The sequence below is a fragment of the Candidatus Photobacterium acropomis genome, assembly GCF_030685555.1.
Classification (GTDB): domain Bacteria; phylum Pseudomonadota; class Gammaproteobacteria; order Enterobacterales; family Vibrionaceae; genus Photobacterium; species Photobacterium lucens.
In genome coordinates, this window is sequence record NZ_CP131609.1 from 1,036,649 (window position 1) to 1,054,123 (window position 17,475).

Here is a 17,475-nt window from a genome sequence, read left to right on the forward strand (position 1 = left end):
CTGAGTATCCATATATATAGCATTAGTTTATTAAGAATTTTATTGGGAGAACTTATGCGTCTTGACCGATTCACCAGCAAATTTCAATCGGCAATATCTGATGCGCAATCGCTGGCTCTAGGGCGAGACCATCAGTATATCGAGCCTGCACATCTAATGGTGGCATTGCTTAATCAAGATGGTAGTACCGTACGTCCGTTGCTCACCCTTTTGAACATCGATATTACCCAGTTACGTTCACGTCTTGCTGAGCTGTTAGACCGTATGCCAAAAGTGACCGGCATTGGCGGTGAAGTTCAGCTTTCACATGGCATGGGCGTACTGCTTAATATGTGCGATAAGTTGGCACAAAAGCGAAAAGATAAATTCATTTCATCAGAGCTATTCATTTTAGCGGCTGCTGAAGACAAAGGCCCATTGGGCGAGTTATTTAAAGAACTCGGTTTAACTGCGAAAAATATTGAACAAGCGATCGATCAGATTCGTGGTGGTCAAAAAGTCGATGATCCTAATGCAGAAGAAAATCGTCAGGCATTGGAAAAATACACTATCGATTTAACCGAGCGTGCAGAGCAGGGCAAGTTAGATCCTGTGATTGGTCGTGACGATGAAATTCGTCGAACCATTCAAGTGCTTCAACGTCGAACTAAAAACAACCCCGTGATCATTGGTGAGCCGGGTGTGGGTAAAACAGCGATTGTTGAAGGTTTAGCACAACGTATTGTTAACGGTGAAGTGCCTGAAGGTTTGCGTGATAAACGTGTGCTTTCTTTAGATATGGGTTCACTGATCGCGGGTGCAAAATTCCGTGGTGAATTTGAAGAGCGACTCAAAGCGGTATTGAATGAATTATCGCAAGAAGATGGTCGTGTGATCTTATTTATTGATGAAATTCATACCATGGTTGGCGCTGGTAAAGGCGAAGGCTCAATGGATGCGGGTAACATGCTAAAACCTGCATTGGCTCGTGGTGAACTTCACTGCGTGGGTGCGACAACATTAGATGAATACCGTCAGTACATTGAAAAAGATGCGGCCCTTGAACGTCGTTTCCAAAAAGTGCTGGTGGATGAACCAAGTGTGGAAGATACCATTGCGATTCTTCGTGGTTTGAAAGAGCGTTACGAGCTTCACCACCATGTTGAAATTACCGATCCTGCGATTGTAGCGGCAGCGACATTGTCACACCGCTACATCTCAGACCGTCAGCTACCAGATAAAGCCATCGATCTTATCGATGAGGCGGCATCAAGCATTCGTATGCAGATCGATTCAAAACCTGAATCTTTGGATCGTTTAGAGCGTCGTATTATTCAGCTTAAGATTGAACAGCAAGCATTAGAGAAAGAAGACGATGATGCAAGTCATAAGCGTCTAAGTGATTTGCTAGAAGAGCTTGATCTAAAAGAACGTGAATATGCTGAACTTGAAGAAGTGTGGAATGCAGAAAAAGCCGCACTATCTGGCACTCAACATATTAAAGCTGAACTTGAGCAAGCACGTACTGATGTAGAAATTGCTCGTCGTGCAGGTGATTTAAACCGCATGTCTGAGTTGCAATATGGTCGTATTCCTGAGCTTGAAAAACAGTTAGATCTTGCTGCGCAAGCTGAAATGCAAGAAATGACCTTGTTGAAAAACAAAGTCACAGATACTGAAATTGCCGATGTGCTATCAAAAGCAACCGGTATTCCAGTATCAAAAATGCTAGAAGGTGAGCGTGATAAATTACTTCGTATGGAAGATGAATTACACCATCGTGTGATTGGTCAAGATGAAGCCGTAGAAGCAGTAGCCAATGCTATTCGTCGTAGTCGTGCTGGTTTATCTGATCCACAACGCCCAATTGGTTCATTCTTATTCTTAGGTCCAACAGGGGTAGGTAAAACCGAGCTTTGTAAATCACTGGCTAACTTTATGTTTGACAGTGAAGAGGCAATGGTTCGTATCGATATGTCTGAGTTTATGGAGAAACACTCTGTAGCTCGTCTAGTGGGTGCGCCTCCAGGTTACGTTGGCTATGAAGAAGGTGGTTATCTAACAGAAGCGGTTCGTCGTCGTCCATATTCAGTGGTATTACTGGATGAAGTAGAAAAAGCACATCCAGATGTGTTCAATATTTTACTTCAAGTGTTAGATGATGGTCGTTTAACTGATGGTCAAGGTCGTACTGTGGATTTCCGTAATACAGTGATCATCATGACATCGAACTTAGGTTCTGATCGTATTCAAGAGCATTTCGGTAATCTTGATTATGACGGCATTAAAGCATTAGTGATGGAAGTGGTGGGGCAGCATTTCCGTCCTGAGTTCATTAACCGTGTTGATGAAACTGTTGTATTCCATCCGCTTGGTAAAGAGAACATCAAAAATATTGCTAGCATTCAGATTGAGCGTTTGAAAAAACGTTTGGCTGAAAAAGACTACCGTCTTGATATTGATGATAGTGCGCTAGATTTAATTGCAGAAGCCGGATTTGATCCTGTGTATGGTGCGCGTCCATTGAAACGTGCTATTCAGCAATATATCGAAAACCCATTAGCACAAGATTTACTATCAGGTAAATTTGTACCGGGTAAAGTGATAACACTATCTGTAAAAGATGATGAAATCGTTGCTCAGCAAATCTAATTCTCTGATTTGAACACGATGAATAAACGCCCTGCATTCTAGTAGGGCGTTTTTGTATCTATTAATAATTCGAGTATTGGTGCGATTATTGATCGTTAATGAGTGAATTGTTCAATACTTGTGCGAACGAAAATAATTGAGCAGAAAAGGGTTGTCAGCGGGAAATCTCTCCCTATAATGCGACCTCACTGACACGGAGCGAGCCACAGGCAAGCAACGTAATCAGTATTGTTCTTTAACAATTTGACCATGCAATCTGTGTGGGCACTCGTTGAATGATTAGTCAAAAGATTTATCAATGATACTAGTGACCAATTTGATTCGCTTCTTTATATAAAGAGGGGTATCAGCACAGTCAATTCATTCATCATTTATGATGAATTAACAGTATTCATTGAGCCGGTCGCCTTTTTACAAGACCAACAAAACTTTAATTGAAGAGTTTGATCATGGCTCAGATTGAACGCTGGCGGCAGGCCTAACACATGCAAGTCGAGCGGCAGCGACTTAACTGAACCTTCGGGGGACGTTAAGGGCGGCGAGCGGCGGACGGGTGAGTAATGCCTGGGAATATGCCCTGATGTGGGGGATAACTATTGGAAACGATAGCTAATACCGCATAATCTCTTCGGAGCAAAGAGGGGGACCTTCGGGCCTCTCGCGTCAGGATTAGCCCAGGTGGGATTAGCTTGTTGGTGAGGTAATGGCTCACCAAGGCAACGATCCCTAGCTGGTCTGAGAGGATGATCAGCCACACTGGAACTGAGACACGGTCCAGACTCCTACGGGAGGCAGCAGTGGGGAATATTGCACAATGGGGAAACCCTGATGCAGCCATGCCGCGTGTATGAAGAAGGCCTTCGGGTTGTAAAGTACTTTCAGTAGGGAGGAAGGCAGTGTCGTTAATAGCGGCATTGTTTGACGTTACCTACAGAAGAAGCACCGGCTAACTCCGTGCCAGCAGCCGCGGTAATACGGAGGGTGCGAGCGTTAATCGGAATTACTGGGCGTAAAGCGCATGCAGGCGGTCTGTTAAGCAAGATGTGAAAGCCCGGGGCTCAACCTCGGAACAGCATTTTGAACTGGCAGACTAGAGTCTTGTAGAGGGGGTAGAATTTCAGGTGTAGCGGTGAAATGCGTAGAGATCTGAAGGAATACCGGTGGCGAAGGCGGCCCCCTGGACAAAGACTGACGCTCAGATGCGAAAGCGTGGGGAGCAAACAGGATTAGATACCCTGGTAGTCCACGCCGTAAACGATGTCTACTTGGAGGTTGTGGCCTTGAGCCGTGGCTTTCGGAGCTAACGCGTTAAGTAGACCGCCTGGGGAGTACGGTCGCAAGATTAAAACTCAAATGAATTGACGGGGGCCCGCACAAGCGGTGGAGCATGTGGTTTAATTCGATGCAACGCGAAGAACCTTACCTACTCTTGACATCCAGAGAACTTAGCAGAGATGCTTTGGTGCCTTCGGGAACTCTGAGACAGGTGCTGCATGGCTGTCGTCAGCTCGTGTTGTGAAATGTTGGGTTAAGTCCCGCAACGAGCGCAACCCTTATCCTTGTTTGCCAGCACTTCGGGTGGGAACTCCAGGGAGACTGCCGGTGATAAACCGGAGGAAGGTGGGGACGACGTCAAGTCATCATGGCCCTTACGAGTAGGGCTACACACGTGCTACAATGGCGTATACAGAGGGCTGCCAACTCGCGAGAGTGAGCGAATCCCATAAAGTACGTCGTAGTCCGGATTGAGTCTGCAACTCGACTCCATGAAGTCGGAATCGCTAGTAATCGTGAATCAGAATGTCACGGTGAATACGTTCCCGGGCCTTGTACACACCGCCCGTCACACCATGGGAGTGGGCTGCACCAGAAGTAGATAGCTTAACCTTCGGGAGGGCGTTTACCACGGTGTGGTTCATGACTGGGGTGAAGTCGTAACAAGGTAGCCCTAGGGGAACCTGGGGCTGGATCACCTCCTTACCTAAAGACTTGCTGTTGAATGCAGTGTCCACACAGATTGCCTGGTTAAAATGTAAGAGAGCCACTTATTGTTGCCCAACAACAGTAAGTATGAACATTGTCCCGTTCGTCTAGAGGCCTAGGACACCGCCCTTTCACGGCGGTAACAGGGGTTCGACTCCCCTACGGGACGCCACTTCTCTTTGAAGTGAATATTGGGTCGTTAGCTCAGTTGGTAGAGCAGTTGACTTTTAATCAATTGGTCGCAGGTTCGAATCCTGCACGACCCACCATCTTCTCCTCGAAGATGTAAAACATCGGAGGGCGATTAGCTCAGTTGGGAGAGCACCTCCCTTACAAGGAGGGGGTCACTGGTTCGAGCCCGGTATCGCCCACCACTCTCTAAAAGTTTTCTGCACGGATTTCGCAGATTTAATGAAGAATCTCTTTGTTAAGTCCGCATTCTTATCGCCGAAAATCGTTAGAAAGTGGTTCGAAAGAAACACAATGCTCTTTAACAATCTGGAAAGCTGACTAGTAAATTCAATCGAATAGATTGATTTATAGTTTTCATCAAAAGATGAAAACGAGTTCTCAAAAACAAACACATTCAAGTGTCTGTTGTTTGCTTTCACTTTTTAAAGTGAAGACAAATAATGAGTCCGGCGAAAAACCAACGTTTAATACTTTCTTGATCGAAGTGTTAGACATAAACCTTGGTTGTTTGACCAACTTATTTCACTTTTTAAGTGAAGACTAAGAGTGAAACCTCTTGGGGTTGTATGGTTAAGTGACTAAGCGTACACGGTGGATGCCTTGGCAGTCAGAGGCGATGAAGGACGTATTAACTTGCGATAAGCCCAGATGAGGTAGTAAAAACCGGTGACTCTGGGATTTCCGAATGGGGAAACCCACTTACATAAGTAAGTATCGTGTTGTGAATACATAGCAGCACGAGGCGAACCGGGGGAACTGAAACATCTAAGTACCCCGAGGAAGAGAAATCAACCGAGATTCCGGCAGTAGCGGCGAGCGAAACCGGATTAGCCCTTAAGCTAGTTTTGCGTTAGGTGAAAGTTCTGGAAAGTTCTGCGATACAGGGTGATAGCCCCGTAACCGACAACGCATTATCAGTGAAAACGAGTAGGACGGGACACGTGTTATCTTGTCTGAATATGGGGGGACCATCCTCCAAGGCTAAATACTCCTGACTGACCGATAGTGAACCAGTACCGTGAGGGAAAGGCGAAAAGAACCCCTGTGAGGGGAGTGAAATAGAACCTGAAACCGTGTACGTACAAGCAGTAGGAGCCCACTTGTTGGGTGACTGCGTACCTTTTGTATAATGGGTCAGCGACTTAATTTTAGTAGCAAGGTTAACCGTTTAGGGGAGCCGTAGGGAAACCGAGTCTTAACTGGGCGTCATAGTTGCTAGGATTAGACCCGAAACCGAGTGATCTAGCCATGGGCAGGTTGAAGGTGAGGTAACACTTACTGGAGGACCGAACCGACTAATGTTGAAAAATTAGCGGATGACTTGTGGCTAGGGGTGAAAGGCCAATCAAACTCGGAGATAGCTGGTTCTCCCCGAAAGCTATTTAGGTAGCGCCTCGGACGAATACTACTGGGGGTAGAGCACTGTTAAGGCTAGGGGGTCATCCCGACTTACCAACCCTTTGCAAACTCCGAATACCAGTAAGTACTATCCGGGAGACACACGGCGGGTGCTAACGTCCGTCGTGAAGAGGGAAACAACCCAGACCGCCAGCTAAGGTCCCAAAGTTATAGCTAAGTGGGAAACGATGTGGGAAGGCTCAGACAGCCAGGATGTTGGCTTAGAAGCAGCCATCATTTAAAGAAAGCGTAATAGCTCACTGGTCGAGTCGGCCTGCGCGGAAGATTTAACGGGGCTAAGCTATACACCGAAGCTGCGGCAATGAAGTTTTACTTATTGGGTAGGGGAGCGTTCTGTAAGCCGTTGAAGGTGAGTTGTAAAGCTCGCTGGAGGTATCAGAAGTGCGAATGCTGACATGAGTAACGATAAAGGGAGTGAAAAACTCCCTCGCCGGAAGATCAAGGGTTCCTGTCCAACGTTAATCGGGGCAGGGTAAGTCGACCCCTAAGGCGAGGCCGAAAGGCGTAGTCGATGGGAAACGGGTTAATATTCCCGTACTTCTTATAATTGCGATGGAGGGACGGAGAAGGCTAGGTGAGCCTGGCGACGGTTGTCCAGGTCCAAGTATGTAGGCTGATGGTTTAGGCAAATCCGGACCATCTTAAGGCTGAGATACGATGTCGAGTCACTACGGTGATGAAGTCATTGATGCCATGCTTCCGGGAAAAGCTTCTAAGCTTCAGATTATAAGGAATCGTACCCCAAACCGACACAGGTGATCAGGTAGAGAATACCAAGGCGCTTGAGAGAACTCGGGTGAAGGAACTAGGCAAAATGGTACCGTAACTTCGGGAGAAGGTACGCTCCTAGCGGTGATGAGACTTGCTCTCTAAGCTGCCGGGAGTCGCAGATACCAGGTGGCTGCAACTGTTTATTAAAAACACAGCACTGTGCAAAATCGAAAGATGACGTATACGGTGTGACGCCTGCCCGGTGCCGGAAGGTTAATTGATGGGGTTAGACTTCGGTCGAAGCTCTTGATCGAAGCCCCGGTAAACGGCGGCCGTAACTATAACGGTCCTAAGGTAGCGAAATTCCTTGTCGGGTAAGTTCCGACCTGCACGAATGGCGTAATGATGGCCACGCTGTCTCCACCCGAGACTCAGTGAAATTGAAATCGCAGTGAAGATGCTGCGTCCCCGCGGCTAGACGGAAAGACCCCGTGAACCTTTACTATAGCTTGGCACTGAACATTGACCCTACATGTGTAGGATAGGTGGGAGACTGTGAAATAATCGCGCTAGCGGTTATGGAGTCGTCCTTGAAATACCACCCTTGTATGCTTGATGTTCTAACGTCGACCCCTTATCGGGGTTACGGACAGTGCCTGGTGGGTAGTTTGACTGGGGCGGTCTCCTCCCAAAGAGTAACGGAGGAGCACGAAGGTGGGCTAATCACGGTCGGACATCGTGAGGTTAGTGCAATGGCATAAGCCCGCTTGACTGCGAGACTGACAAGTCGAGCAGGTGCGAAAGCAGGTCATAGTGATCCGGTGGTTCTGAATGGAAGGGCCATCGCTCAACGGATAAAAGGTACTCCGGGGATAACAGGCTGATACCGCCCAAGAGTTCATATCGACGGCGGTGTTTGGCACCTCGATGTCGGCTCATCACATCCTGGGGCTGAAGTCGGTCCCAAGGGTATGGCTGTTCGCCATTTAAAGTGGTACGCGAGCTGGGTTTAGAACGTCGTGAGACAGTTCGGTCCCTATCTGCCGTGGGCGTTGGATGATTGAGAGGGGCTGCTCCTAGTACGAGAGGACCGGAGTGGACGAACCGCTGGTGTTCGGGTTGTGTCGCCAGACGCATTGCCCGGTAGCTAAGTTCGGAATCGATAACCGCTGAAAGCATCTAAGCGGGAAGCGAGCCTCAAGATGAGTCATCCCTAGACCTTCAAGGTCTCTAAAGGGTTGTTGAAGACTACAACGTTGATAGGTCGGGTGTGTAAGTGCTGTGAGGCATTGAGCTAACCGATACTAATTGCCCGTGAGGCTTAACCATACAACACCCAAGGGGTTTTATACGGACTCCAAGAACACTTGAACGTGTGTTTGAGAATCAGCTTTTCAAGATTGTAACGAATTTGCTTGGCGACCATAGCATTATGGACCCACCTGATCCCATGCCGAACTCAGTAGTGAAACGTAATAGCGCCGATGGTAGTGTGGGGCCTCCCCATGTGAGAGTAGGACATCGCCAGGCTTCCTATTCGTTTTCATCTTTTTAAGAAAAAGATGAAAGCAAAAAATAGATATCTATTTGAACTATGGATATCGCATGTGGTGTTATCGCTCTTAGCCATCCATGGCTTCGCGATATTAGAACATCCATGTTCGTCGGAGCGGTAGTTCAGTTGGTTAGAATACCGGCCTGTCACGCCGGGGGTCGCGGGTTCGAGTCCCGTCCGCTCCGCCACTTATTAAGAAGCCTCGCTAGAAATAGCGGGGCTTTTTTACGTTTTAAATAAGTTAAATCTATTTGAATGCTTACAGCCGTTCTGTCACTTATAAAAAAAACTCAGTCGAAAGGCTGAGGTCTTTGTATGTGTTATATGCAAATGAGTCATAGATAAACAAAAGCCCTACTATGGCTAGCAGGGCTTGGAATGCGCTGAGTTAACTTTAAAAATTAGATAACAACTTCACCATCTTTAACTGGTAGCGTCTTGCCTGTTGGTTTCTTGTCCATACGAATGGTATCTTCGTCATCACCTATCTTGTAAGTCACATCGTAACCAATGGTTTTTTCTACTTTCGAATTCTCAGTGTGACAACGTTTTTCCATTGTCGTCGTTGTGTTATTTGCTTGCATCTTTCCTTGCACAACATTACCAGCTGCACCGCCAGCAACAGCACCAGCAACAGTTGCAACTTTCTTACCATTACCACCACCAACTTGATGACCTAATACGCCACCTGCGACGGCACCGACAACTGTGCCTAAGATTTTGTTTTCGTCCTTAGGAGCGGCTTTATGGGTTACAGCAACTTGCTCACACACTTCATGTGGCTCTGTTACTGTTTTTGTTACTGCTTCAACAGATAAAATGTGTGCGACTGTTGGCTCTTTTGCATGTGAATCTTCATTACAGCCAGTTAGTGATACGCTTGATAACGCAACAAGTGCACTTAACCCTAAAACCATGTTCTTTTTCATAATGCTCTCCTAAATGTCTTGGGCTCTATTTTCCTTATAAGTTCCTTTTTTATGACAGGGTTTTGTAAGATAAATGTAAGTTGATAGTAAAAATGTGAATGTATTTATGGTTATTGATTATAAATATTGATGATTTGAGTTGTTCGCTTTTCGTTAAAGCAAAGGAGAATATAAAAAACTTAAATTGATTAACTAAGCGTCAATTGTGTGAAGAGAGAGGCATAAAATAGCATCGCACTTTACACTCTATTGGCGTGTTGTCATGAATACTTCAACGAAAACTCCCCTTACTGAGCAAGTAACAGGCGTGATTAAGCAGAACTGGAATATTTTCTTTTTAGCTATTTTAATTGTGAGCATGGGACAATTAAGCTTAGGGCTTGTTTTTCCACTGTTGCCTTGGATTCAAAAATACTTCGCTATTAATCAAACGCTTACTGAAAGCCTCGTCGTTAGTTATTTGATTGGATATGGTCCATCTCAACTATTTTATGGTCCGCTTTCTTATGTTTATGGTAGGCGACGTATTTTATTAATCGGCCTATTCCTGTCTATTTTAGGTTTAGGCTTGCTGTTGTATTTTCACGATTGTTTTTATCTTTTAATACTCGCACGCTTTATTCAAGGGATTGGTGGAGGCTGTGAATCTGTTATAGCTAGAGCGATGTTACATGATAGCTATAAGAATAAATTTTTCTTATCAGCCATGACGGGGTTATCGATAGTTTCAGCTTTTACACCGATATTTTCTCCGATTGTTGGTGGGTTGGTGAATCACCACTTTGGTTGGTTAGCGGTTTTTATTGGTTTATTTATCTATACCGTTTTAGGGTATTTGGTATTAGTGTTTTATTTACCGGAAACCTTACCTAAATTACGCACTTCTATTCCCATTATCCCGATATTTCATTACTACTATGCGTTATTAAAAGATCGTTACTTCCTTTCTTATACGGTTATTGGTTGGATTAATTGGGCATTAGTTATTTTTTCAGGATCACTTGCCCCGTTTGTTTTAGAAAACCAATTACACCTGACTTCAGAAAACTACGCTTATTGGTCAATTGTGCCTGCGATAGCTTTTCTTTTTGCTAGCTGGCTGTGTTTTATTTTAAGGAAGTCTTACGGTACTCACCATATTGTATTTATTGCCCCTCTGATTCAATTAACCGTGGTAGGTATATTTATATTATTGCCGCTGACATTATTTACGGCGACATTCGGTTTTATTGGAATGGCGATTGCACAAGCGTTGATCTACCCATGTTCCCAATCGTTGTTACTTGTTCCTTATAGTAATAAGTTTGGTACGGTGAGTGCGTTATCAGGCGCAGGGCAGATGGTATTTGCGGCGATCTTCATTTTTATTGCTTGGCGAGTGCATTTAGGTAATGTGCATGCGTTAGCGATGATTGTTTTTATTACTGTAATATTAGGGTTAGCACTCGCCATGATTGGGAAAAAGAGCGTAGCGTGTGCCTCGCTTGAAAATGAATAGCGTTACTTTAAGAGTAAACAACGAGGGAAGGTGATCTTCTTAATTACAATATACATACGCAACGCGATAATAAAGCCAATACTGGTGAGTGTTGCTACGTCTGGGTTGATGTGATGCTGGGTTTGTAGAATATATAAATAACAGCCAATAATGACTGGGCTGGCATAGAATTCAGTGTTGTTAAACATGGTTGGACGGTTAGTCAGAATGTCACGCAATACGCCACCAAATACCGCAGTGATCATTCCCATGGTGATTGCAACATAAGGTGCATAATGTTGAGCGGTCAGATCTTTGGTGACTAACACTGAGAACATGGAAATACCTACAGCATCAAGCACGACGATCAGACGCTCTGCTTTGATCCGGCGTAAATGTGAAGCTAGAAAGAAGCCTACAAATGAGCTGATCAATGCTGTCCAAAAATACGAGGGATCTCGGATCCAAAATACTTGGTTAGTTGAAAGAATCACATCCCGAACAGTACCGCCACCGAGTGCGGTTACCCAGCCAATTACCATGATACTGACAATGTCTTTGCCTTTGTTAGACTCACTGATCACAGCACTCAATGCAAAGGCAATAATGCAGATAATTTCGATAGTGTGAATAAACATAGTGAGCCTATACGATCAAGGAGATGGGTATAAATCTAGCATGTAAAAAAGGATAGGCGAGGAGCAAAAATGGGCTTAGTGTTTGCAAAAATAAAAAGGCCGGAGTTAACCGGCCTTTAGCGTTTCTTAGTGCGTTAATTAACGACCACTATGATCAAATGTCTGCACATCTTTTTCTTCACACACTGCTTGTGGGTGAGCGTTTAGAAAATCGATAGAACGTTTGAAGTCAGCGATGAGCAAGTTAGCAAGGTCAATGGTTAAACCTTGTTTTACTAAGATACGCTGAACCACAATATCTTGTGCATTCGCAGGTAAGCTGTAAGCCGGTACTAACCAACCACGGGTACGTAGACGATCAGCTAAGTCATATAAGCTAAATGGCACGTCAGCATTGGCTTTTAAACGCCAAGAAATCGCTGGAATACCTTTTTCACGGTTACCATCAAAGAGGAACTCGAAGAGATCAAATTTGCTGAGTTCTTTTACTAGGTACTCACAGACGTTATAGCTGTTATCGTGAATACGTTTGTAGCCTTCATAACCTAAGCGAAGGAAGTTGTAGTATTGCGCAATGATTTGTCCTGCTGGACGAGAGAAGTTCAAGGCGAAGGTTGGCATATCACCACCTAAGTAGTTGACATGGAATACTAAACCTTCTGGTAGATCTTCTTTGTTACGCCATACAACCCAACCACAACCCAGTGGGGCTAAACCAAATTTATGGCCTGAAGTACTGATTGATTTAACACGTGGTAAGCGGAAATCCCAAGGTTCAATTTCTGGAGCACAGAACGGTGCTAACATTGCACCACTTGCACCATCGACGTGGATATCAATTGAGTTACCAGTATCATGCTCGTAAGTATCTAGCGCATCAGATAATGGTTTTACTGTTTCGTATAAACCAGTAAAGGTTTGACCGAAGGTTGGTACTACCATGATGGTGTTAGCATCGACAAGCTCTAACATGTCTTCAGGGGTCATGTAGTAATGGCCATCAGACATTTTTGTTTCACGCATTTCAATGTCCCAGTAGCGGGCAAATTTTTCCCAACATACTTGGACAGGACCACAAACCATGTTTGGTTTATCGGTTGGTTGACCTAGCGCACGACGCTTTTCACGCCAACGCCATAGCGCCGCCAAACCACCTAACATGCAGGCTTCACTTGAACCTGTGGTTGAGGTACCGACGGTAGTGGCTGATTCTGGTGAATTCCATAAATCCGCTAACATATGAACACAACGGCCTTCAATTTCAGCAGACTGAGGGTATTCATCTTTATCAATCATGTTTTTATCAATGGAAAGATCCATTAATTTATGCACTTCATCTTCTTCCCAAGTTTGGCAGAAGGTCGCAAGGTTTTGACGCGCATTACCATCAAGGTAAAGTTCATCACGGATCATTTGATAGATCACGTTAGGTGCTTGTTCGTGCTGTGGTAGCTTAGTAGTTGCCGCAACGTTGTTGATAGTGTCTGAGCCAAAGATTGGATCATTCTCGTTTTGACGATTTACTTCATGAAGAGCCATAATTTTCTTCCTACCTTAGTGTTGCTTGCTATTAAACAAGTTCCAACTCATTGTTTGAGCGACATGTTTAATCATTAATTGTCCACGTACGCTATTACCAAATTGGTCTAGACGTGGGGAGAATGCAGCGAGTGCACCTACATTTGGAATGATGGTCAGTAAGCCACCACCGACGCCACTTTTACCCGGCAAACCGACGTCATAAGCCCAGTCGCCAGAGGTGTCGTAAAGTCCTTCCATCATCATTTCCGCTAAAATATGTGCGGCATTTTCAGGACTAACGATTTGCTGCCCAGAGACAGGATTTTTGCCTCCGTTAGCAAAAGTGGCACCTACCGTTGCGAGTTCAACAGTATTAAATAGCGTTGAACATTGACGGGTGTATACATCGCACGCTTCAAGCGGATCTGAGTAAATACGATTAGAGGATTCCAGTAGCAATGCCATAGCACGGTTATGTGCATTGGTGGTTTGCTCTGACTGGTTAACATCCTCTGATAGCTCAATATCAGCAGCGGCAAGGGCGGATTGAAACGCCAGAATTTTTTGCCAGCGTTGCTCTTTATCATCCGCTTCAATTAAGCTCACAGTCGCCATTGCCCCTGCGTTGACGAGTGGGGTTAATGGTTTGTCGTCATGAAGCTCAAGCGCCATCACAGAGTTAAATGGCAGGCCCGTTGGATCGGCACCAATTTTACTGTGAACTGCATCAGCACCTGATTGTTCCAGCGCTAAACCTAATGTCATGATTTTTGAAATTGACTCAATGGCATATCTATAGTCAACATCTTGGATTTTGATGACTTCGCCTGTGACTGAGACGAAAGCCAACCCACATAACTCTGATGGAACCGATGCTAGGAACGGAATGTAAGAAGCATTAGCGCCATCTTTGTTGTCTTTATGCAAATCAAAGGCTTGTTGCATAACGGCAGCGACATCTTTTTTACAACACGACATATTCATCTCCTTATTGATTCAATGTGTGAGTAACTTTGTCTGATGGGTTAATAACACCTGGATGAACGTTTTCAATTTCCCAAGTGAATGGCGCAAAGTCTGTAACCGCTGGATCTTTCCAGTGTGGTTTGCGGGCTTTGTAAATAAATAGCGGAACAGAGACAAAGATGATGGTTAGCGCCACTAAGATACCGACGTATTCTTCTGGGCTACCGACAGAGATCTGACCCGGTGGAATGAATGAGAATAGAAATGCAGTTAAAGAGCCTACAAAACCTAGACCACCAATGAACCACATACCCCCGTTACCACCAGGGATTTTGAACGCACGAGGGCGATTAGGTTGGCTGTAACGTAAGTGAATCGCTGCTGCAAACATCAGTAGGTACATCACAAGATATAGGATCACGGTGAGCTGACTTAAGATTTGATAAGCCGCTTGCACTGATGGTAATACTACGAAAACAACAGATAGCGCGGTAACAAGTAGACCTTGCATCAACATGATGTGTGATGCCATACCGTGTTTATTGGTGTATTGCCAAAAACGAGGTAAGTAACCGCCTTTCGCTACGACAAGTAGACCTGAAGATGGACCTGCAACCCAGCCTACAACACCCGCTAATACGCCGAGAGCTAAACATGCTGCCATGATAGGTGCAGCCCAGCTAATGCCAGCCCATGCAAACATGTCATCGTAAGTGACAAGTAAGCTTTGAGTTAAGCTGATGTCTTTTTGAGGAATAACAAAGGCAATTGCAAGTGTACCGAGTACGAATACACACACGGTACCAATGGCTGCAATGGCAATCGCAATAGGGTAGTTACGAGGCGCATCATCAACTTCCTTAACGTGAATAGCGTTCATCTCCATACCGGCATAGAACAAGAAGATGCTGGCAGCGAGAACAACATTATTAAAGTTAGAGAAGTCAGGGATTAACTTATCCCAGCCTAATTGGATTTGTGGAGTATTGCCGGCAAAGAAGTAAGAAAAGCCTAAGACAATTAAGACGATGCCAGGGATCACAGTACCGATTAAGCCACCCCATTTAGCAACTTTAGAGAAGGCTTCTGTACCGTGTAAGGCAATGAAAGTCGCTATCCAGTAAATAGCTAACACAATTGCTAGTACAAAGAATTTATTTTCTGAAAGGGCTTGGTCAAATGAGTGGTTTGGACCCATAAAGGCAAGCGACACTGAGCCGAATGTTAATGCGGTTGGGAACCACACTGTCACTTCAATCCATAACATAAACATGGCAACTAATGCCATTTTTGGACCAAAAGCTTCACCTACCCAGCGGAAGATACCGCCTTTTTCAGACCAACCTGTTGCAAGCTCTGCTGCAACCAGTGATACCGGAATAAGAAAAACCACAGCGGCAAAAATGTAATAAAAGATCGAACTTAAACCATATTCCGCTTCTGCTGGAAGACCACGTAAACTGACCACGGCAACAATGTTTAACATTGCCAAGGCGAATACGCCAATTCTCCCTTTTTTAATCGTGTCTGTACTAGCCATATTGACCTACTTTTATTATTTCCATATTTAAGATTTTTATTAGGTCTCTCATGGCGATATAACGAAATAAACGCTATACGAAAGCAGAAAAAACCTAATAGAAAAAAAGTAGCACCAAGGTTCTTTTTTTAATATTCCTAAAATGAATACTTGAAGTTGCAAATATTAATGTTGTTTTAATGAATAAATAGTGTAAAAGTGAACAATTTTTGTTTTTATTTCGATGGAAAATGAGCGTGTATTTATATTTATAAATACAAATCTACTTGATAGCGTTTATCGGGATATGAGATTCTAAATTCAGTGAATTAACAGGTGGATGAAACAGTGAAATTCTTTTTTCAGCGACGCGAAACGGATAACGAGATTCAGATTGAATTAAAAACTGCGCCCTTTTATTTATTGCTGGCGATGATTGCAGGTTGGCTAGCAGTGAGTTTTATTTTGAAATCAAATGAGGCGGGATCGGTATTTTTACCGATTTTAATTGGTTTTATTATGCTGAGATTCTTTGCATTAATTAAAACGCAGAAAGAAGTGTTAGGGGCGATGAAAGATAAGCGCTTAACCACTAAGGGGAGTAAATTCTCATTCAATAATCCTTTTGTTTATATCATTCAAAAGAAAACAGAGAATACGGAAACAGAAAAATAAACCGTTATCTCTTATAAAAAATAGGTTTATTTAAATGACATTATAAAAAAGCGGCGCACTTATTACAGTGCGCCGCTTTTTATTATCGAGTTAGCAACGAAATTAGTTGTTGCTGTGTAGCTCGCTGTTTAGCTCAATCGCTGTTTTGTTGGTTAAACATTCGATTTGACCCGTCATTGAGTTACGACGGAACAGTAGATCTGGCTTACCAGCAAGATCGCGTGCTTTAACCACTTCTACTGGTTTACCGTTAGCATCAAGCATTTGTACTTTAGAGCCCGCTGTTACGTATAGACCTGATTCGATAGTACAACGATCGCCCATTGGGAAACCAAGACCAGCGTTCGCACCTAGTAGGCTGTTTTCACCGATAGAAACTACTACTTTACCGCCGCCAGAAAGCGTACCCATGATAGATGCACCACCACCGATATCAGAACCATCACCGACAACAACACCAGCAGAGATACGGCCTTCAACCATGCTCACACCTGTTGTACCTGCGTTGAAGTTGATGAAACCTTCGTGCATAACCGTTGTGCCTTCACCAACATGTGCGCCAAGACGAACGCGAGATGTATCAGCAATACGAACACCTGTTGGTACCACGTAATCGACCATTTTAGGGAACTTGTCTACACAGTCGACAGTGATTGTTTCACCGTTTAGACGTGCATCCATTTGACGCTCAGCAAGCTCTGGCAGATCGATAGGACCTTTGTTTGTCCATGCGATGTTGTGTAGTAGGCCGAAGATACCATCAAGCACCACACCATGAGGCTTAACTAAACGGTGAGAGATAAGTTGTAGCTTTAGGAAACCTTCAGCAACAGAGGTTGGTGCGATGTCAGTTTTTAGCATCACCATTACAAGTGGCTGTGATGATAGCGTTGCTTTTGCTGCAAATTGTGCGCTGACTTCATCGTTAGCATCTTCAAATGCAGAAGCGATAGCGGCACATTGCTCTGGTGTTACTTCAATCGCTTGGTTACCACCACGGTAATCAACGATAGCTGCGATGCTTTTTACTAGATCTTCTGATGGATGTAGCGTTGGGGTAGGGAAAAACGCTTCAATGATTTTTCCATCACGGTTTTTAGTGGCTGTACCTAGGGCAAGTGAAAAGCTAGACATTATTACCTGTTCTCCATTACAAAAAATGCGATGTTGAATACACCTTACATTGAGGTGGAACATCAAGATGAGCCCGACAGGTTATTACAAGCGCAATAACTCTCGGTTAATGAAACCATCATAAA

General features: G+C 44.4%; 9 protein-coding genes, 4 tRNA genes and 3 rRNA genes. 10 read left to right on the forward strand and 6 right to left on the reverse strand.

The features are described from left to right. Nucleotides 1–54 precede the first annotated feature (54 nt). From clpB to Q7657_RS11735, 8 genes are all read left to right on the forward strand, one after another. Nucleotides 55–2,631: an ATP-dependent chaperone ClpB gene (gene clpB, locus Q7657_RS11700; protein WP_053986441.1), complete on the forward strand. Its 2,577-nt coding sequence runs from the start codon at nt 55–57 to the stop codon at nt 2,629–2,631. Between the two features lie 431 nt (nt 2,632–3,062). After that, nucleotides 3,063–4,611 (forward strand): 16S ribosomal RNA (locus tag Q7657_RS11705). A 99-nt stretch (nt 4,612–4,710) separates the two neighbouring features. Next, nucleotides 4,711–4,786: transfer RNA gene (locus tag Q7657_RS11710), tRNA-Glu, on the forward strand. 21 nt (nt 4,787–4,807) lie between these two features. Next, nucleotides 4,808–4,883, forward strand: a tRNA-Lys gene (locus Q7657_RS11715). 29 nt (nt 4,884–4,912) lie between these two features. Continuing rightward, nucleotides 4,913–4,988: transfer RNA gene (locus Q7657_RS11720), tRNA-Val, on the forward strand. Between the two features lie 386 nt (nt 4,989–5,374). Continuing rightward, nucleotides 5,375–8,265: ribosomal RNA gene (locus Q7657_RS11725) — 23S ribosomal RNA — on the forward strand. An 85-nt stretch (nt 8,266–8,350) separates the two neighbouring features. Further along, a 5S ribosomal RNA gene (gene rrf / locus Q7657_RS11730) occupies nt 8,351–8,466 on the forward strand. The 16S, 23S and 5S rRNA genes sit together here with 4 tRNA genes alongside, the layout of an rRNA operon. Before the next feature lie 136 nt (nt 8,467–8,602). Next, nucleotides 8,603–8,679 (forward strand) — tRNA-Asp (locus Q7657_RS11735). Nucleotides 8,680–8,892: 213 nt separating this feature from the next. Here the strand turns inward: Q7657_RS11735 and Q7657_RS11740 are convergent. Next, nucleotides 8,893–9,420 carry a glycine zipper 2TM domain-containing protein gene (locus Q7657_RS11740; RefSeq protein ID WP_107167235.1) on the reverse strand — a complete coding sequence of 176 codons (528 nt, stop codon included), beginning with the start codon at nt 9,418–9,420 and terminating at the stop codon, nt 8,893–8,895. Nucleotides 9,421–9,727: 307 nt separating this feature from the next. Here Q7657_RS11740 and Q7657_RS11745 point away from each other — a divergent pair, with 307 nt between their 5' ends. Then, on the forward strand, nt 9,728–10,918 hold the full coding sequence (locus tag Q7657_RS11745) for an MFS transporter (protein ID WP_258178296.1): 1,191 nt from the start codon (nt 9,728–9,730) through the stop codon (nt 10,916–10,918). 2 nt (nt 10,919–10,920) lie between these two features. On the opposite strand, the gene Q7657_RS11750 is transcribed toward Q7657_RS11745, so the two are convergent. The 4 genes from Q7657_RS11750 to gadC all read right to left on the reverse strand — a co-directional run bounded on the left by Q7657_RS11750 (nt 10,921) and on the right by gadC (nt 15,562). Continuing rightward, nucleotides 10,921–11,535 carry a trimeric intracellular cation channel family protein gene (locus tag Q7657_RS11750; RefSeq protein ID WP_107167233.1) on the reverse strand — a complete coding sequence of 205 codons (615 nt, stop codon included), beginning with the start codon at nt 11,533–11,535 and terminating at the stop codon, nt 10,921–10,923. Between the two features lie 138 nt (nt 11,536–11,673). Continuing rightward, entirely contained in the window at nt 11,674–13,074 is a 1,401-nt protein-coding gene (gene gad / locus Q7657_RS11755; protein WP_107167232.1) for a glutamate decarboxylase, read from the reverse strand. Nucleotides 13,075–13,089: 15 nt separating this feature from the next. After that, the gene (glsA, locus tag Q7657_RS11760) at nt 13,090–14,034 is read right to left on the reverse strand and encodes a glutaminase A (RefSeq protein ID WP_107167231.1); all 945 of its coding nucleotides are present in this window, start codon (nt 14,032–14,034) and stop codon (nt 13,090–13,092) included. Between the two features lie 10 nt (nt 14,035–14,044). Further along, nucleotides 14,045–15,562 (reverse strand): glutamine/gamma-aminobutyrate antiporter GadC, encoded by a 1,518-nt coding sequence (gadC, locus tag Q7657_RS11765; RefSeq protein ID WP_107167230.1) that lies wholly within the window; start codon nt 15,560–15,562, stop codon nt 14,045–14,047. Between the two features lie 315 nt (nt 15,563–15,877). Here gadC and Q7657_RS11770 point away from each other — a divergent pair, with 315 nt between their 5' ends. After that, on the forward strand, nt 15,878–16,216 hold the full coding sequence (locus Q7657_RS11770) for a hypothetical protein (protein ID WP_107167229.1): 339 nt from the start codon (nt 15,878–15,880) through the stop codon (nt 16,214–16,216). 102 nt (nt 16,217–16,318) lie between these two features. Here the strand turns inward: Q7657_RS11770 and dapD are convergent, their stop codons facing one another. Continuing rightward, nucleotides 16,319–17,350, reverse strand: a complete 1,032-nt coding sequence (gene dapD / locus Q7657_RS11775) for a 2,3,4,5-tetrahydropyridine-2,6-dicarboxylate N-succinyltransferase (protein WP_107167228.1) — start codon at nt 17,348–17,350, stop codon at nt 16,319–16,321. Nucleotides 17,351–17,475: the final 125 nt, after the last annotated feature.

Excerpts from the sequence above, each read along its gene's own strand:
- Q7657_RS11740 (WP_107167235.1), bottom strand. The coding sequence starts at position 9,420 with ATGAAAAAGAACATGGTTTTAGGGTTAAGTGCACTTGTTGCGTTATCA.
- clpB (WP_053986441.1), top strand. The coding sequence starts at position 55 with ATGCGTCTTGACCGATTCACCAGCAAATTTCAATCGGCAATATCTGAT.
- gad (WP_107167232.1), bottom strand. The coding sequence starts at position 13,074 with ATGGCTCTTCATGAAGTAAATCGTCAAAACGAGAATGATCCAATCTTT.
- glsA (WP_107167231.1), bottom strand. The coding sequence starts at position 14,034 with ATGTCGTGTTGTAAAAAAGATGTCGCTGCCGTTATGCAACAAGCCTTT.
- gadC (WP_107167230.1), bottom strand. The coding sequence starts at position 15,562 with ATGGCTAGTACAGACACGATTAAAAAAGGGAGAATTGGCGTATTCGCC.
- Q7657_RS11750 (WP_107167233.1), bottom strand. The coding sequence starts at position 11,535 with ATGTTTATTCACACTATCGAAATTATCTGCATTATTGCCTTTGCATTG.
- dapD (WP_107167228.1), bottom strand. The coding sequence starts at position 17,350 with ATGTCTAGCTTTTCACTTGCCCTAGGTACAGCCACTAAAAACCGTGAT.